This window comes from Methylobacterium sp. Leaf94, from assembly GCF_001426045.1.
Classification (GTDB): domain Bacteria; phylum Pseudomonadota; class Alphaproteobacteria; order Rhizobiales; family Beijerinckiaceae; genus Methylobacterium.
This window is the reverse complement of sequence record NZ_LMRM01000034.1, coordinates 56,544-70,475: the sequence shown is the minus strand read 5'-3', so window position 1 is coordinate 70,475 and position 13,932 is coordinate 56,544. Positions and strand designations below refer to the sequence as shown.

The 13,932-nt window shown below is 71.9% G+C and carries 11 protein-coding genes; 5 read left to right on the top strand and 6 right to left on the bottom strand.

Annotated features, from left to right (window positions below; translation table 11 throughout):
* Nucleotides 1-20 precede the first annotated feature (20 nt).
* From ASG63_RS15810 to ASG63_RS15790, 5 genes are all read right to left on the bottom strand, one after another.
* On the bottom strand, nucleotides 21-875 hold the full coding sequence (locus ASG63_RS15810) for a hypothetical protein (protein WP_056218293.1): 855 nt from the start codon (nucleotides 873-875) through the stop codon (nucleotides 21-23).
* Nucleotides 872-2,926 (bottom strand): glycosyltransferase, encoded by a 2,055-nt coding sequence (locus tag ASG63_RS15805; RefSeq protein ID WP_056218290.1) that lies wholly within the window; start codon nucleotides 2,924-2,926, stop codon nucleotides 872-874. Before ASG63_RS15805 ends, ASG63_RS15810 begins: the two co-directional genes overlap by 4 nt.
* On the bottom strand, nucleotides 2,923-4,827 hold the full coding sequence (locus ASG63_RS15800; RefSeq protein WP_056218288.1) for a glycosyltransferase: 1,905 nt from the start codon (nucleotides 4,825-4,827) through the stop codon (nucleotides 2,923-2,925). Before ASG63_RS15800 ends, ASG63_RS15805 begins: the two co-directional genes overlap by 4 nt.
* Nucleotides 4,824-5,531 carry a hypothetical protein gene (locus ASG63_RS15795; protein ID WP_056218286.1) on the bottom strand — a complete coding sequence of 236 codons (708 nt, stop codon included), beginning with the start codon at nucleotides 5,529-5,531 and terminating at the stop codon, nucleotides 4,824-4,826. The genes ASG63_RS15800 and ASG63_RS15795 overlap by 4 nt, the downstream gene beginning before the upstream one ends.
* Nucleotides 5,532-5,856: 325 nt before the next feature.
* Nucleotides 5,857-7,251: a M20/M25/M40 family metallo-hydrolase gene (locus ASG63_RS15790; protein ID WP_056218284.1), complete on the bottom strand. Its 1,395-nt coding sequence runs from the start codon at nucleotides 7,249-7,251 to the stop codon at nucleotides 5,857-5,859.
* A gap of 326 nt (nucleotides 7,252-7,577) precedes the next feature.
* Here ASG63_RS15790 and ASG63_RS15785 point away from each other — a divergent pair, with 326 nt between their 5' ends.
* Genes ASG63_RS15785 through ASG63_RS15775 form a run of 3 tightly spaced genes read left to right on the top strand, consistent with a single transcriptional unit; the run spans nucleotide 7,578 to nucleotide 11,357 of the window.
* Nucleotides 7,578-8,084 carry a (2Fe-2S)-binding protein gene (locus ASG63_RS15785; RefSeq protein ID WP_056218281.1) on the top strand — a complete coding sequence of 169 codons (507 nt, stop codon included), beginning with the start codon at nucleotides 7,578-7,580 and terminating at the stop codon, nucleotides 8,082-8,084.
* Nucleotides 8,081-9,094 carry an FAD binding domain-containing protein gene (locus tag ASG63_RS15780; protein WP_056218278.1) on the top strand — a complete coding sequence of 338 codons (1,014 nt, stop codon included), beginning with the start codon at nucleotides 8,081-8,083 and terminating at the stop codon, nucleotides 9,092-9,094. The genes ASG63_RS15785 and ASG63_RS15780 overlap by 4 nt, the downstream gene beginning before the upstream one ends.
* A gap of 10 nt (nucleotides 9,095-9,104) precedes the next feature.
* Entirely contained in the window at nucleotides 9,105-11,357 is a 2,253-nt protein-coding gene (locus ASG63_RS15775; protein WP_056218275.1) for a xanthine dehydrogenase family protein molybdopterin-binding subunit, read from the top strand.
* A 60-nt stretch (nucleotides 11,358-11,417) separates the two neighbouring features.
* Here the strand turns inward: ASG63_RS15775 and ASG63_RS15770 are convergent, their stop codons facing one another.
* Nucleotides 11,418-12,515 (bottom strand): DUF2778 domain-containing protein, encoded by a 1,098-nt coding sequence (locus tag ASG63_RS15770; RefSeq protein ID WP_056219383.1) that lies wholly within the window; start codon nucleotides 12,513-12,515, stop codon nucleotides 11,418-11,420.
* 402 nt (nucleotides 12,516-12,917) lie between these two features.
* Here ASG63_RS15770 and crcB point away from each other — a divergent pair, with 402 nt between their 5' ends.
* Both crcB and ASG63_RS15760 read left to right on the top strand, forming a co-directional pair.
* Nucleotides 12,918-13,286, top strand: coding sequence for a fluoride efflux transporter CrcB (gene crcB, locus ASG63_RS15765; protein ID WP_056218272.1), 369 nt, complete (start codon nucleotides 12,918-12,920; stop codon nucleotides 13,284-13,286).
* 22 nt (nucleotides 13,287-13,308) lie between these two features.
* Nucleotides 13,309-13,746 (top strand): EamA family transporter, encoded by a 438-nt coding sequence (locus ASG63_RS15760; RefSeq protein WP_056219378.1) that lies wholly within the window; start codon nucleotides 13,309-13,311, stop codon nucleotides 13,744-13,746.
* Nucleotides 13,747-13,932 lie beyond the last annotated feature (186 nt).

Here is a 13,932-nt window from a genome sequence, read left to right as displayed (position 1 = left end):
TCCCCCGCACCGGGGGCGCCTCACAGCACCCGAAGCGCGAGCGCGCCGGCCGGGCAGAGCCGCAGCACGTGCGGGCGCTCCAGCAGCACGTCCCAGATCCGCGCCTCCGCGTAGCGCAGCAGCACCGCGCCCCCGGGGCCCGGCCCGTGGAAGCACTGTTCCAGGGCGAGGACCAGGGTAGGGCGGGGCGGATGGGGGCGCAGGGTGGTGTCGACCGCGAGGGTGAGCGCGTCGGCGGCCGAGCCCGGGAAGGCGTCGAAGCTCTGGACCAGGCCGTCGATCTCGCTTCCGTCGAGGGTCAGCACGAGGCAGAGCCGGGGCAGGAAGCTGGGGCAGGCCGAGACCGGCACGTCACGCCGCAGGGTCAGGGCGAAGCGGGGCGAGGCTTGGGCCGGATAGGTCCAGCGATGGGTCTCGCGGACCCCCTGGAAGGGCACCCATTCCTCCGGCTGCGAGGCGGACGGGGCTGTGACGCGGCCCTCCGCCCGCCCGTCCTGGCGGTAATGCACCAGGGGGTTGACCCCGGCCAGCCCGACATCGGGGTAGCGGGCCACGTACATCAGGGTGCTGAAGGCGGGATTCGGGTCGAGGCCGGCCTTCGCCCCCGCCCGCAGGTAGTGCCGCACCGGGTCGAGGCGCGTCGGGCCGCTCTGGCGCTTGTAGAAAGCGGTGTCGAAATCGGCGCTCGGATCGCGGTCCTGAGCGGCGCCGCGCCAGACGTAGTGCAGGAACGGGTCGATGCCGGAGCGGGCCACGTCCGGGTTGGTCGCCCGGTAATAGGCCGCATCGAACAGGCGGGGCACGCGGCCGAGGATCACCCGGCGGATCAGGGGCGTGGCGAGGCGGACGGCGTGGAACGTCGGGCTGCGTGTCATGGGAAGGTCGGCGCCTCGCACACCTGGCGCAGGACGGCGCGGTAGGCCGCGGGGTCCTCGTCGCGGCCGACCTGGGCGAGGCCGGCGCACTGCACCTGCGTCCACGCCGCCGCGTCCGCGTGGAGATGCGCCAGCGTCTCGGCGAAGCCCCGGGGATCGTGCCAGTCGTGGACCCGGTATCCGGTGCCGTCGGGCCAGCCCATCTGCCCGGCCAGGACGGGGGTGACGACGCTCGGCAGGCCGCGCGCCACGGTCTCCAGCACCTTGTGCGGAAGGCCGGCGGCGAAGCGCGTCGGCGCGAGGGCGACGCGGGCGGCATCCAGGGCGGGGCCGATCTCGTCGAGGCGGCCGAGCACGGTGACGCCGGGCCGGGTCAGCCGCTCGGCGATGGAGGGCGCGACCGCACCGATGATGGTGACGTGGGCGTCCGGCATGAGCGCCCGCAGGAAGTCCCAGGCCTGCCCGAAGAACCAGTCGAGCGAATCGATGTTCGGCTCCCCCTCGCGGGCGAGGGACCCGATGAAGACGAAACCCCGGCGGGCGGCGAATCCGGGCGGGTTCGGATGGGGCGCCTGGACGTGGCCGAGGACCACCGGATCGGCGACCCCGGCCCGGCGCAGCAGGCGCGCGTCGGCCGGGGAGACGCAGACCACCCGGTCGGCCGCCGCGATCGTCCGGAGCTCCAGGGCGGTCGCCCGGGCAAGGGACGGCCCCGGCGACGGCCGGCCTTTGAGGGCGTCGACGACGAACTCGCGCAGGGCGTAGAGGGATTCGGAATCGAACACCACGCGGGCGCGGCCCACATCCCGCGGGCTCAGGCCCAGATCCGCCAGGACCTCGCACACCATGCGGATGTGCGGCGGCCGGCTGACCCAGAGTACGTCGTAGGCTCCGGCCCGCTCGGTGACGAGGCGGCGGAAGCCCTCCCGCCCGCAGGGCTCGATGACTTCGATCCGGTCCGAGAGATCCCGATAGGTCGTCGCCGGCTCCTCGCGCTCGCCGTAGACCGAGCACACCGTCACGGCGTAGCCGAGATCCGCCATCGCGTTGACGATGGTGTTGGCCCGCGGCAGCCCGGCCCCGAGATCCTGATGGGGGGCGCGGTCGTCGACGTAGAGGACGCGCAGGGCGAAGGGCGCGTCGTCGCGGGGCCCGAAGCCCGTGCGCCGCGGCCCCTGCCCGAAGAGCCAGGCACCGTGCCGCTCGCGGAAGCGGACCCGGTTGCGGTCGAGGAGCGCCTCGACGTCGGCGCGCCGGACGCTGGTGCCGCTCTCCACGTGGATCGCGATCGCACGCGGCTGGTAGACGACCCGCCGCCCCGCCTGCTGGCAGCGGGCGCAGAGGTCGGTGTCCTCGAAATAGGCCGGCGCGAACAGGTCGTCGAAGCCGCCGAGCTCGGTGAACAGCCGGGCCTCGATCATCAGCAGGGCCCCGGAGACGTAGCCCGCGTCGCGGACGTAAGAGGCCTCCGGCGCGAAGGGATCGAGGCCGCCGCGGCCGGCCGGATGGGTGAGCTGCGGGTCGTCCTGGAAGCCGGCCCCGGCCTCCTGCAGGATGCCCCCGGGGAAGACCAGCCGCCCGCCGACGATGCCGACGTCGTCGGCCTCCGCGAAGGTGCGGACCAGGGCCGCCAGGGCACCGGGCATCAGGTCGATGTCGGGATTCAGGAACAGCACGTAGCGGCCGCGGGCCTCGGCGGCCCCCTGGTTGCAGGCGGGGCCGAAGCCGGCGTTCTCCGGATTGAGCAGGATCCGGGCGCCGTCGACCCGGTCGAAGAGCGTCCGGGTCTCGGCATCGGAGGCGTTGTCGACCAGGATCACCTCGAAGGCGGGGCCGGCGAAGGCCTGGTGCCCGGCGAGCTTCGCCAGGGTCCAGGCCAGCAGGTGCCGGGCCCCGCGCGAGACGATCACGACCGAGATCACGGGCGCGGCTTCCGGCCGGAACGCGATGCGGATGTCGTTGAGAAACAACGCATTCCAGATCAGGGCGGCCTCGACCAGGGCCGCCTTTCGGCCCGCCGGAGCGTCGAGGATGTCGGGGGCCGCCATCATGGAAGGGGCTCCGGGCTCGGGACGGGGTCGGGCAGGACCGTGATGCGGCCGATGAGGTCGTCGTGCAGGAACAGGATCGTGGAGGCCTCCGGGCCTGCTCCGAGCCCCGCGAAGGTCACGGCCGCCGGCGCGCCCGGGAGGTCCGCGCGGGCGCTGGTATACGCGCTGATATACGCGCTGGAATACATTGGAATCCGGCTGGTATTCAGAGGGGTGACACGTCCGAGCGTGATCTCGCGCGTCGGCGTGCCGATCCGGAAGGCGGCGTGGGGATGCGTGCCGAATGCGAGGTGACGCGGCAGCGTCAGGGCCAGGGTCGTCGCGTCTCCGGCGGTGCCGACGCGGACCGCCTGGGCTTCCCAGTCCGCCGCGACATCCGCCAGCTGCGCCGCGAGGTCCGCCCGGAGGAGAGGGGGCAGGCGCCGGTCGCGGACCCATTCCGGCGAGAGGGCGAGCCGGAGCCCGGCCAAACCGGCGTCCGGTGATCCGGCCTCGTCCTGTCTGCGCTCGGTCTTGCCCTCCTCCGCCCTGGCGAACCAGCGCCGGCGGGCGGGGGTGTAGGGATCGGCGCCGGGCGGGGCGACGCGCTCGGTGGCGACCAGGAGGCCGCGTTCGGGATCGTCGCGCAGGTCGGACCGCAGGGAGGTCTCGCGGGTGAGGCGTCCGCCCTCGAGGAACGTGACCACCCGATCGGGATCGTTCGCGGTGGCGGGGGCGACAGACGCGGCAGCCTCAGATGGTTTCTCATCGGAAACAGAGAGCATTGCCAGCAAAGCGGTTTCGGCCTGCTCGGCGCGGGCGTTATAGCCGGCAAATAGATCCGCGCAGGCGCAGGTGAGGGCGGCGAGGCCGGCCGCGTCGTCGGCCAGCCCGAGCACCTCGGCCTTCACCGCTTCGGCGGTCGGCAGGCGGTGGGCCGGCGCCACGGGATCGAAGCCCTCGAAGCCGAGGGCGGTGCCGATGACGGGCTTGCCGAAGGACAGGGCCTCGGCGACCTTCATCTTCAGGCCGCTGCCCATGAGGATCGGCGCCACCACGAGGTCGACGCCGTCGTAGAAGTCCTCCAGCTCCGGCAGGTAGCCGGCGAGCCGCACGCCGGGCCCTGCGGTCGGGCCGAGGCTGTTGCTGATCTCGCCCGCGATGACGAGTTCGGGACGGGCCGGGGTCCAGTCCTCGCTCCAGGCCGCGGCGAAGCGCCGGATCGAGACCAGGTTCGGATCGTTGCCGTGGCCGAGGAAGCCGATCCGCTTGACCCGGGCCGGGGCCGCGAAGGGCCGGCGGGCGTCAAAGCGCGGCGGCAGCAGGTGAACCCGGCGATCGGTGATCGTCCGGAAATAGGCCGCTTCCTCGGACTGGATCGCCAGCACGATGTCGGCCCGGGCGAGGCCCGCCGCCTCGCCCGCCCGGTCGGTGTAGAAGAAGTTCGGCTCGGCCCGGAACGGACGGTATTGCCGCTGCCGGTCGGCGAAGCGGTCGTGGGTGTCGATGAGCCTGAGCACGCCCGGCGGCGCCGCCTCCAGCGCCCGCGACAGGAACACGTAGTTCATCAGGATCGCACGGGTCTCAGGGTAGGCCCGTCCGTACCAGGCGACGAAGGCGCCGACCGCCTCGGGGCACCAGTCGTCGATGGCGAAGCACCGCGACCGGGTGGTGAGCGGGATGGTCGCCGGCGGCTCGATCCGGAAGATGTGCCGGAACAGGCCCGCCGCCGCGGCCTCGTCGGTGGGCGGGTGCTGCCCGAAGCGGCGATAGATCTGGTCCTCGTGGGCGTAATAGGCGAGGTCGACCGCGTAGCCGCCGCGCTGCAGGGCGGCGCAGGTGGTGAGCAGCCGGCGCCGGTTGCCGGCGCTGGTCGGAAACGCCGGCATCGGCGCCACCACGAGGATCGCGGGGCCGCTCATCGTCCGGCCTCGCGGCGGAGGCGGGCGGGCGTGACGGTGCCGGGGCCGAGGAGGAACGCGGTCTCGACGGTCGCCCCGCGGGGGTTGCCCCAGGCCGGCGCCAGGGTGAGGTCGATCGCGGGGGCCGGGCCGAAGCGGAGCTCGGCCGTCGCCACCCGGGCGCAGCTCCAGGTGCTGCCGGCCCGCAGCAGCAGGTAGTTCGGCACCGTGGAGCCCGAGAGCGTGGCCCGGCGCGCATCGTCGCCCGCGAGGGCGAGGCGGGGCGCCGTCTCGGGCATCGGACCCTCCGCGACGGCGGGGGCCAGCAGCGGAAACAGCGTCGCCAGGGCATCGAGGGTGTCCGGCATCACGGCCGCCAGCACCGCCTCCCCGAGGGCGGCGCGCTCGGGCCGTTCCAGCTCCGCCACGGGCCGGGGTTTCGGACAGGCGATCGCCGCATCGCGAAAATGGGTCTCCAGGGTCAGGGTGCCGCCCTCCGTCAGGGCCGCCTGCCCGTCATGCAGGACGAGGAGCCCGGCGGGATCGGGCTCGGGGCCGCCGAAGCCGGTGAAGGCCCAGGTGAGGAGGCCGAGGCCGGCCGGCGCCAGGACCGCGAGGGGGATCGGCAGGTCGGTGGCGACCGGGTAGCGGCAGACGAGCACGCCCTGGCCCGCCGCGAACAGGCGAGCCGCGCTGGGACTGGGAGGGGCAGGGGTGGCGGTCATGCGGCCTGGGGATTCGAGCGGAGCGTGCGTCCGCGGATTTCGAACGGTCGACGGTCACCCGACCCTCCCCGCCCGGCCGGGGCTCGCCGGCCGCCCAGGGGCCTGGGCTGCGCGGGTCCCCACGCCGGTCGGGAGAGGGACAGGGGGAGGTGGGTGCGCAGTCCGGAAAGGGCACACACCTCACCCCAACCCAATCCTTCCCGGCGAGGGAGCCGCCTCGCGTCTCGCCCCGGTCGTCGATGGCTCGGCGTCACGCGCGTCCCCACGAGGATCGACCCGAGCTCCGGGGTGCGAGGCCGCGCGCCACGGGCGACGACGGGGCCGCTCAGCCGGCCCGCTGCCCGCCGAAGGCCGCCAGGATGCGGGCCCAGGAGCGGGTGCCCTTGTGGAAGCTGGTCAGGTCGTACTTCTCGTTGGGCGAGTGGATGCGGTCGTCGTCGAGGCCGAAGCCGATCAGCAGCGTGTTGCGGTCGAGGAGGCGCTTGAAGTCGCCCACGATCGGGATCGAGCCGCCGGCGCCGATGGTCACGGCGGGTACGCCCCATTCCTCGGCCAGGGCCGTGCGGGCGGTCTCGAGTTCGGGCATGTCGAAGGGCAGGCTGATGGCGCGGCTGCCCTTGTAGCAGATCACCTCCACCGAGCAGTCGGCCGGGATGCGTTCGCGCACGAAGGCCTCGAAGGTGCGGGCGAGCTGCTCCGGGTCCTGGTCGTCGACGAGGCGGAACGAGACCTTGGCGCTGGCCTGGCCGGCGATCACCGTCTTGGTGCCCTCGCCGGTATAGCCGCCGATGATGCCGTTGACGTCGCAGGCCGGGCGGGACTGGACCAGCTCGATCAGCATGCGGCCGCGCTCGCCGGCCGGCTCCGACAGGCCGATGGGCCCGAGGAAGGTGTCCGCCGTGAAGTCGAGGCCGCGCCACTGGTCGAGCACCGCCTGCGGCGTCTCGCGCACGCCCTCGTAGAAGCCCGGCAGCGCCACCTTTCCGTCGGCGTCGTGCAGGTCGGCGATGATCCTGGACAGGACGTGGATCGGGTTGCGCGCGGCGCCGCCGAAGAAGCCCGAATGCAGGTCGCGGTCGGCGCAGGTCACCTTGACCTCGAAATAGGCCAGCCCGCGCAGGGAGGTGGTGATGGCCGGGGTGGTCGGATTCCACATGCTGGTGTCGCAGACGAGCACGATGTCGGCGCCGAGCTTGTCGCGGTTGGCCGCGACCCATTCGGGCAACCCTTGAGAGCCGTTCTCCTCGGCGCCCTCGACCAGGATGGTGACGCCGCAGGGGAGCTCGCCCGCCATCGCCAGATGGGCCCGGCAGGCCTCCACGAAGGTCATCACCTGGCCCTTGTCGTCCGAGGTGCCGCGCCCGACGATCGTCCGCTTCCCGGCGGCGTCGGTGGCGAGGCGCGGCTCGAAGGGGGGCGTCTCCCAGAGGGTCAGGGGGTCCACCGGCTGCACGTCGTAATGCCCGTAGAACAGCACGTGCGGGAAGCCGGGCTTCGGCTTATGGGCCAGCACCACCGGGTGCAGGGCGGTCTCGTGGATGCCGGTCTCGAAGCCCAGGGCCGTCAGGGTGCCGGCGAGCCAGGTCGCGGCCTCGCGGCACTGGGGGGCGAAGGTCGGATCGGTGGAGATCGAGGGGATGCGCAGGAAGGCGAAGAGCCGCTCCAGGGCGCTGTCGAGGTCGCGGTCGATGTCGTTGAGAACGGGGGCGAGCGCGATCATCGGGCGTCCTTGAGCGAAGGCGGGCGGCGGCTCCCGGGTTAGCCCATGGCGGCTGGGCCAAGCAACCTCGACCGAGCAACCTCGACCGAGCGACGGCGCCGGCCATCGGACAGCAGACGTCTCCGGCTGAAACCGACCGGCGCAGTGGTGCTCTCGTCAAACGTGAACCCGGCGCAAGGATCTCCGGCGGGAACACCAGCTTTTTGGAACTGTTATTGAGTGGACCGGGACGGGGCGGATGTTTTTTCCCCGCCGCCGCCCCTGCGAGTTTCCTCGAACACCAGCGGCGTCGCGCCTTACGCGCCGCGCAAGCCACGGATACCGCCATGCTCATCGAAAGCGGCTCCTCCCATGCTGCGAACACCATCGGCATCACCCTGACGATCAACGGCGAGAGCCGGACGCTTCAGGTCGCCCCCTGGACCACCCTCCTCGACCTCCTGCGCGAGGACCTCGACCTCACCGGCACCAAGAAGGGCTGCGACCACGGCCAGTGCGGCGCCTGCACGGTGCTGGTGAACGGCACGCGCATCAATTCCTGCCTGACGCTGGCGGTGATGAAGGACGGGGCCAGCATCACCACGGTCGAGGGCCTGGCCGGCGCCGAGGGCCTGCACCCGCTCCAGGCGGCCTTCGTCGAGCACGATGCCTTCCAGTGCGGCTACTGCACGCCCGGCCAGCTCTGCTCGGCCGTGGGCATGCTCTCCGAGGGGCACGCCCAGTCGCGGGACGAGATCCGGGAGGCGATGAGCGGCAACATCTGCCGCTGCGGCGCCTACACCAACATCGTCGACGCCATCGAGGACGTGATGCACGCGGGAGCCGCGAAATGAACCGCTTCGATTACGTCCGCCCGACCACCGTCGACGAGGCGGTGCGCGCCATCGCCTCCGGCGCCCAGGCCCGCTTCATCGCCGGCGGGACCAACCTCGTCGACCTGATGAAGTACAATGTCGAGCGGCCCGAGCGCCTCGTCGACATCACCCGGCTGCCCCTCGACCGGATCGAGGAGCGCGACGGCGGCCTCAGCCTCGGCGCCCTGGTGACGAACGCGACCGTGGCCTACGACGACCGGGTCAAGGCGCGCTATCCGCTGCTGTCGAGCGCGATCCTGGCCGGCGCCTCGGGTCAGCTGCGCAACGCCGCCACCACCGGCGGCAACCTCCTGCAGCGCACCCGCTGCTATTATTTCTACGACGACGCCACGCCCTGCAACAAGCGCGAGCCCGGCACCGGCTGCGCCGCCATCGGCGGGGTCAACCGCATCCACGCCATCTTCGGGACGAGCCCGTCCTGCATCGCCACCCACCCCTCCGACATGTGCGTGGCCCTCGCCGCCCTGGAGGCCAAGGTCCGGGTCGCCGGCCCGGGGGGCGAGCGCACGATCCCCTTCGCCGACTTCCACCGCCTGCCGGGCGACACGCCCGAGCGGGACACCACCCTCGCGGTCGACGAGATCGTGCTCTCGGTCGACCTGCCCGACGAGGAATTCGGGGCCCACCACACCTACCTGAAGCTGCGCGACCGGCTCTCCTACGCCTTCGCCCTCGTCTCGGTGGCGGCGGTGATCAAGCTCGACGGCGACACCATCCAGACCGCGCGCTTCGCCCTGGGCGGCGTCGCGCACAAGCCCTGGCGTGACGCGCAGGCGGAAGCCTTCCTGGTCGGCAAGCCGGCCACCCACGAGACCTTCGCCGCCGCCGCCAATATCGTGGTCGCCGCGGCGCACCCCCAATCCGAGAACGGCTTCAAGATCGAACTCGCGCGGCGCGCCCTCATCCGCGGCCTGTCCCAGGCCGCTGCCGGCACGCCCCAGTCTCAGTCCGACAAGCGCATCGCCTGAAGGAACCCCCATGGCCCACAGCATCAGCACCTCCGGCACCGACACCTATGTCGGCACCGCGCAGAGCCGCGTCGACGGCCCGGCCAAGGTCACCGGCCAGGCGAAATACGCCGGCGAGTTCGCCGCCCCCGACCTGACCCACGGCTACGTGGTGTCGAGCGGCATCGCCCGCGGCCGGATCCTGTCCATCGACACGGCGGCCGCCGAGGCGGTGCCGGGGGTCCTCAAGGTCTTCACCCACGAGAACCGGCCGCGCACCGCCTGGCTCGACTACAATTACCAGGATCAGGTCGCGCCTCCCGGCTCGCCCTTCCGGCCGCTCTACGACGACAAGGTCCATTACAGCGGCCAGCCCGTGGCCCTGGTGGTGGCGGAGGATTTCGGCACGGCGCGCTACGCCGCCTCGCTGGTGAAGCTTGCCTACGAGGCCGATGCGCCGACCACCGACCTGCGGACCCTGGAGGACGTGGCCTACGTGCCGCCCAAGAAGCGCTCCGGCATCAAGCCGCCGCCGGCGCCCTGGGGCGATGCGGACGGCGCCTACAAGGCCGCCCCGGTCCAACTCACCAACCACTACCACATGGCCGTGGAGCACCATAACCCGATGGAGCCCCACGCCTCGACCGTGGTCTGGGAGGGCGACGGCAAGCTCACGGTCTACGACAAGATCCAGGGCGTCTCGAACAGCCTGGGCTACATCACCGGCGTGTTCGGGATGAAGAAGGACGACGTCCACGTCCTCAATCCCTATCTCGGCGGCGGTTTCGGCTCGGGCCTGCGCCCGCAATACCAGCTCTTCCTCGCCGTCATGGCGGCGCGGGAGCTGGAGCGCTCGGTGCGGGTGACCCTGACCCGCGACCAGATGTTCACCTTCGGCTACCGGCCCGACGTGCGCCAGACCATCGCCCTCGGGGCCGAGGCCGACGGCGCGCTGACCTCCCTCCGGCACGAGGCGATCTCCGGCACCTCCGGCTTCGAGGATTACCAGGAGGTCGTCGTGAACTGGTCGGGCATCCTCTACGACTGCCCGAACGTCGCCCTCGACTACCGGCTCGCCAAGATCGACACCTACACCCCCTCCGACATGCGGGCACCCGGCGCCGTGACGGGCGTGTTCGCCCTTGAGATCGCGATGGACGAGCTCGCCCACGAGACGGGGCAGGACCCGATCGACCTGCGCCTGCGGAACTACGCCGAGAAGGACCGCACCCAGGACAAGCCGTTCAGCTCGAAATCCCTGCGGGCCGCCTACGCGGAGGGAGCCGAGCGTTTCGGCTGGTCGGCCCGCAGCCCCGAGCCGCGCTCCATGAAGGACGGGCGCGAGCTCGTCGGCTGGGGCATGGCCACCGGCATCTGGGAGTCGATGATGCAGCAGTCGAGCGCCCAGGCCACGCTGACGGCCGACGGCAAGCTCGTGGTCGGCAACCAGACCGGCGACATCGGCACGGGCACCTACACGATCCTGACCCAGATCGCCGCCGATGCGCTGGGTTTGCGGATGACGGACGTGACGACGAAGCTCGGCGACTCGAAGCTCGCCGACGCGCCGATCGCCGGCGGCTCCTGGACGGCGGCCTCCTCCGGCACGGCGGTGATGAAGGCCTGTCGCGAGATCGCCGCCCAGGTCTTCACCCTGGCCCGCGGCCTCGACGATTCGCCCCTGGCCAACGTCGACTTCGATCGCGCGGTGTTCAAGGACGGGCGCATCTCGGTGGCGGGCGATCCGTCCCGCAGCATCGCCATCACGGAGGTGATGGCGAAGGCGGGGATGGACCAGATCGAGGCCACCGGCTCGGCCGGCCCGGATTCCAACCATTCCCAGGAATTCGCCGGCTACACGCACTCGGCCATCTTCGCCGAGGTGAAGGTCGACGAGGATCTCGGCGTGGTGCGCGTCACCCGGATCGTCTCGGCGATCGCGGCGGGCAAGATCCTGAACACCAAGACCGCCCGCAGCCAGATCCTCGGCGGCGTGGTCATGGGCATCGGTTCGGCGCTGGAGGAGGAATCCATGCTCGACCACACCATCGGCCGGTTCATGAACCACAACCTCGGCGAGTACCACGTGCCGGTGCATGCCGACATCCACGAGATCGACGTGATCTTCGTGGACGAGGAGGACAAGGCCAACCCGATGGGCGTGAAGGGCCTGGGCGAGATCGGCATCGTCGGCACGGCGGCGGCGGTGGCCAACGCGGTGTTCCACGCCACCGGCAAGCGCATCCGCGAGCTGCCGATCACCATCGACAAGATCATCGGCTGATCCTGCGCCGCGGGTCCTGACGTCTTGCGAGCCGCGCACCCCGGGTGCGCGGCTCTTTTCTCAGCGCGTGGCGCGGCCGAACAGGCGCTCGGCGAAGGTCGGGCCGGCATCGCCGCGTCCGGCGACCACGACGAGGCGGCGGACCTCGCCGCGCAGGAAGGCCTGGAGGAAGCGGTTGTAGTCCCTGAACGAGACGCAGCCGTTCGAGGCGCCGCTGGGGCCCAGCATGTAGGTGTGGGCCAGGATGCCGTCGCGGCCGTGGATCGCCGCGCTGCCGCCCACCGGGTTGAGGCGGATCGCCCGCACGCCGTGGAACAGCGCCTCGCGCTCGGTGAGGTCGTAGGTGCCCGGCGGGGTCGAGCCGCGCATCCGGCGGTGGACATGGCGCGGGTTGTCCATGCTCTCGCCGAGACCGGAATGGGCCTCGAGCCGCTCGCCGCTCGGCAGGGTCACGGTGCGGGCGGTGATGTCGTAGACGGCCGTGCCGGCGCCGACCACCGGGCTGCTCTCGATCACCCGGCGCGGACCCGGATCGACGCTCGGGTCCACCGCCGCGTAGGCGAGGGTGGTCCGCGGCGCTGCCTCGGGCTCCGGCGCGGAGCGCGTCCCGAACACCGTGTCGAAGAACGAGCGCTCGGCCGCGGCCTCGGCGCTGGCACGGGCGACCTGGGTCCGGCGGGTGGCCAGCGCGCGCAGGGCGGGGGCCGAGCGGAGCGCCAGGCGGGCCGGCTCGGCCTGGGCCACCAGGCCGGCCGGGCGGGGCACCGGCAGCGGGATGGTCTGGGGCAGCGCCTGCGCGGTCCGGACCGGGCTGGCGGCCGGGGCGGGCGCGGGGCGCGGCGCCGCCATCGCCAGCGTCGTCCGGGCCGCACCCGCGGGGGGCACCAGGGCGGCGCTGAGCGGGGCCGCCTGGGCCAGACCCCGGGCTGCGGGGCCGAGGGCCGGCGTCGGATCGAGCATCCAGGCAGAGGCGCTCGGCGTCGATGCGGTCGCCAGCACCGGCCGTCCCGGACCGGCCGGGACGGGCGCGTCCGGCGCGGTCAGGTGCGGGAAGGCGGCGCAGAGGAGCGCCACGGCGGAGGTCCGCAGGAGCATCGGCCCGTGGGGCCGGCGACGACGGCGGAGGCGGCGGCCGGACGGGTACACAGCGTCGTTCATGCGGGCGAACTCGGATACGCAGTTCCCGAACTGGCACAGCCCCATCTCTGCAGACCTCAAGAAAAGGTTAAGCGAAGAGGAGGGTCGTGAAAGGTGCCTGTTAGGAAAACATCAACCTTAACTGGCCCTATTCAGCCGCAACTTGGTTAATCGCAGATAAACCGCGACGCATTGTGTGGAGAAATCTTCAGCCTCGCTGTTCGGCACCCTGCCGGGAGCCTCCGTCCCCGCTCTTCGGCGAGCGGGCATGCGATGGGCCGGCCCGACCCCGCGACGAAATCCGGTCCGGACCCTGTGGACCTCGGGGGCAAGCCGGGCCGGGACAGCGAACCACGCGAATTTTCTGCGTATCCTCAGCGTGGGGCCGGGCCGGCGGCCGGCTGCAGGGGGATCGTACCCGCCATGGGGTTTCTCATCGTCTTTCTCGGGGCCGGCCTCGGCGGCATGGCCCGCCACGGCGTCGGGCTGGCCGCCCTGCGCTTCGGCACGGCTTTTCCCTACGGCACGATGGGCATCAACATCCTGGGCTCGATCCTGATGGGGGTGCTGGCGGGCTGGTACGCCATGCGCAGCGGCAGCCAGCCGATGCGGCTGTTCCTCGCCACCGGCGTCCTCGGGGGCTTCACCACCTTCTCGTCCTATGCCCTCGAAGGCATCCTCCTGTTGGAGCGCGGCGAGATGGCGGCGGCCATCATCTACATCCTGGGCTCGGTGGTCCTCGGGCTCGCCGGCCTGCTCCTCGGCCTGATGGTCATGCGGATGATCCTGTGAGACCGGCCGGGCCGTCGCGATGCTGAGCGCGCTGCTGCTCTCCTGGCGGTTCTGGGCCCTGCTCTCGGCCGTCTTCGCCGCGCTGACCGCCATCCTGGCGAAGGTCGGCGTCACCGGCGTCCCTCCCGACGTGGCGACCTTCGTGCGGACCGTGGTGATCCTCGCCCTCACCGGCGCGATCCTGTTCGCCACCGGGCAGGTGCCGGGCCTCGCGGCGATCCCGGGCCGCAGCGTCGGCTTCCTCGTGGCCTCGGGCCTCGCCACGGGCGCCTCCTGGCTCTGCTACTTCCGCGCCCTCGCCCTCGGGGATGCGGCGCGGGTGGCGCCCCTCGACAAGCTCAGCGTCGTGCTCGTCGCGATCCTCGGGGTGATTCTCCTCGGCGAGAGCCTCACCCTGCCGAACTGGATCGGCGTCGTCCTGATCGCGGCCGGGGCCATTCTGGTGGCCTACCGGGGCTGAGAACCGCCCGGCCCCGCGCTGTCGCAGGATCAAGCCCCGGCCAGGACGCTGCTTTTCCCGACGTATGGAATTCTTCCAAATCGAAGACAGTAGATCCTCCGCCGAGCGCAAGATTCAACCTATTCCAATGTTTCGAGAATTGCTTGCCAAGCGGAGACTCAGCTTTCAAACCTCTCTCCAGAACGC

Bases quoted from the DNA above. Each gene is read 5' to 3' on its own strand.
- crcB (WP_056218272.1), top strand. From the start codon at position 12,918: ATGGGGTTTCTCATCGTCTTTCTCGGGGCCGGCCTCGGCGGCATGGCC.
- ASG63_RS15770 (WP_056219383.1), bottom strand. From the start codon at position 12,515: ATGAACGACGCTGTGTACCCGTCCGGCCGCCGCCTCCGCCGTCGTCGC.
- ASG63_RS15800 (WP_056218288.1), bottom strand. From the start codon at position 4,827: ATGAGCGGCCCCGCGATCCTCGTGGTGGCGCCGATGCCGGCGTTTCCG.
- ASG63_RS15780 (WP_056218278.1), top strand. From the start codon at position 8,081: ATGAACCGCTTCGATTACGTCCGCCCGACCACCGTCGACGAGGCGGTG.
- ASG63_RS15790 (WP_056218284.1), bottom strand. From the start codon at position 7,251: ATGATCGCGCTCGCCCCCGTTCTCAACGACATCGACCGCGACCTCGAC.
- ASG63_RS15810 (WP_056218293.1), bottom strand. From the start codon at position 875: ATGACACGCAGCCCGACGTTCCACGCCGTCCGCCTCGCCACGCCCCTG.
- ASG63_RS15785 (WP_056218281.1), top strand. From the start codon at position 7,578: ATGCTCATCGAAAGCGGCTCCTCCCATGCTGCGAACACCATCGGCATC.
- ASG63_RS15775 (WP_056218275.1), top strand. From the start codon at position 9,105: ATGGCCCACAGCATCAGCACCTCCGGCACCGACACCTATGTCGGCACC.
- ASG63_RS15805 (WP_056218290.1), bottom strand. From the start codon at position 2,926: ATGATGGCGGCCCCCGACATCCTCGACGCTCCGGCGGGCCGAAAGGCG.
- ASG63_RS15795 (WP_056218286.1), bottom strand. From the start codon at position 5,531: ATGACCGCCACCCCTGCCCCTCCCAGTCCCAGCGCGGCTCGCCTGTTC.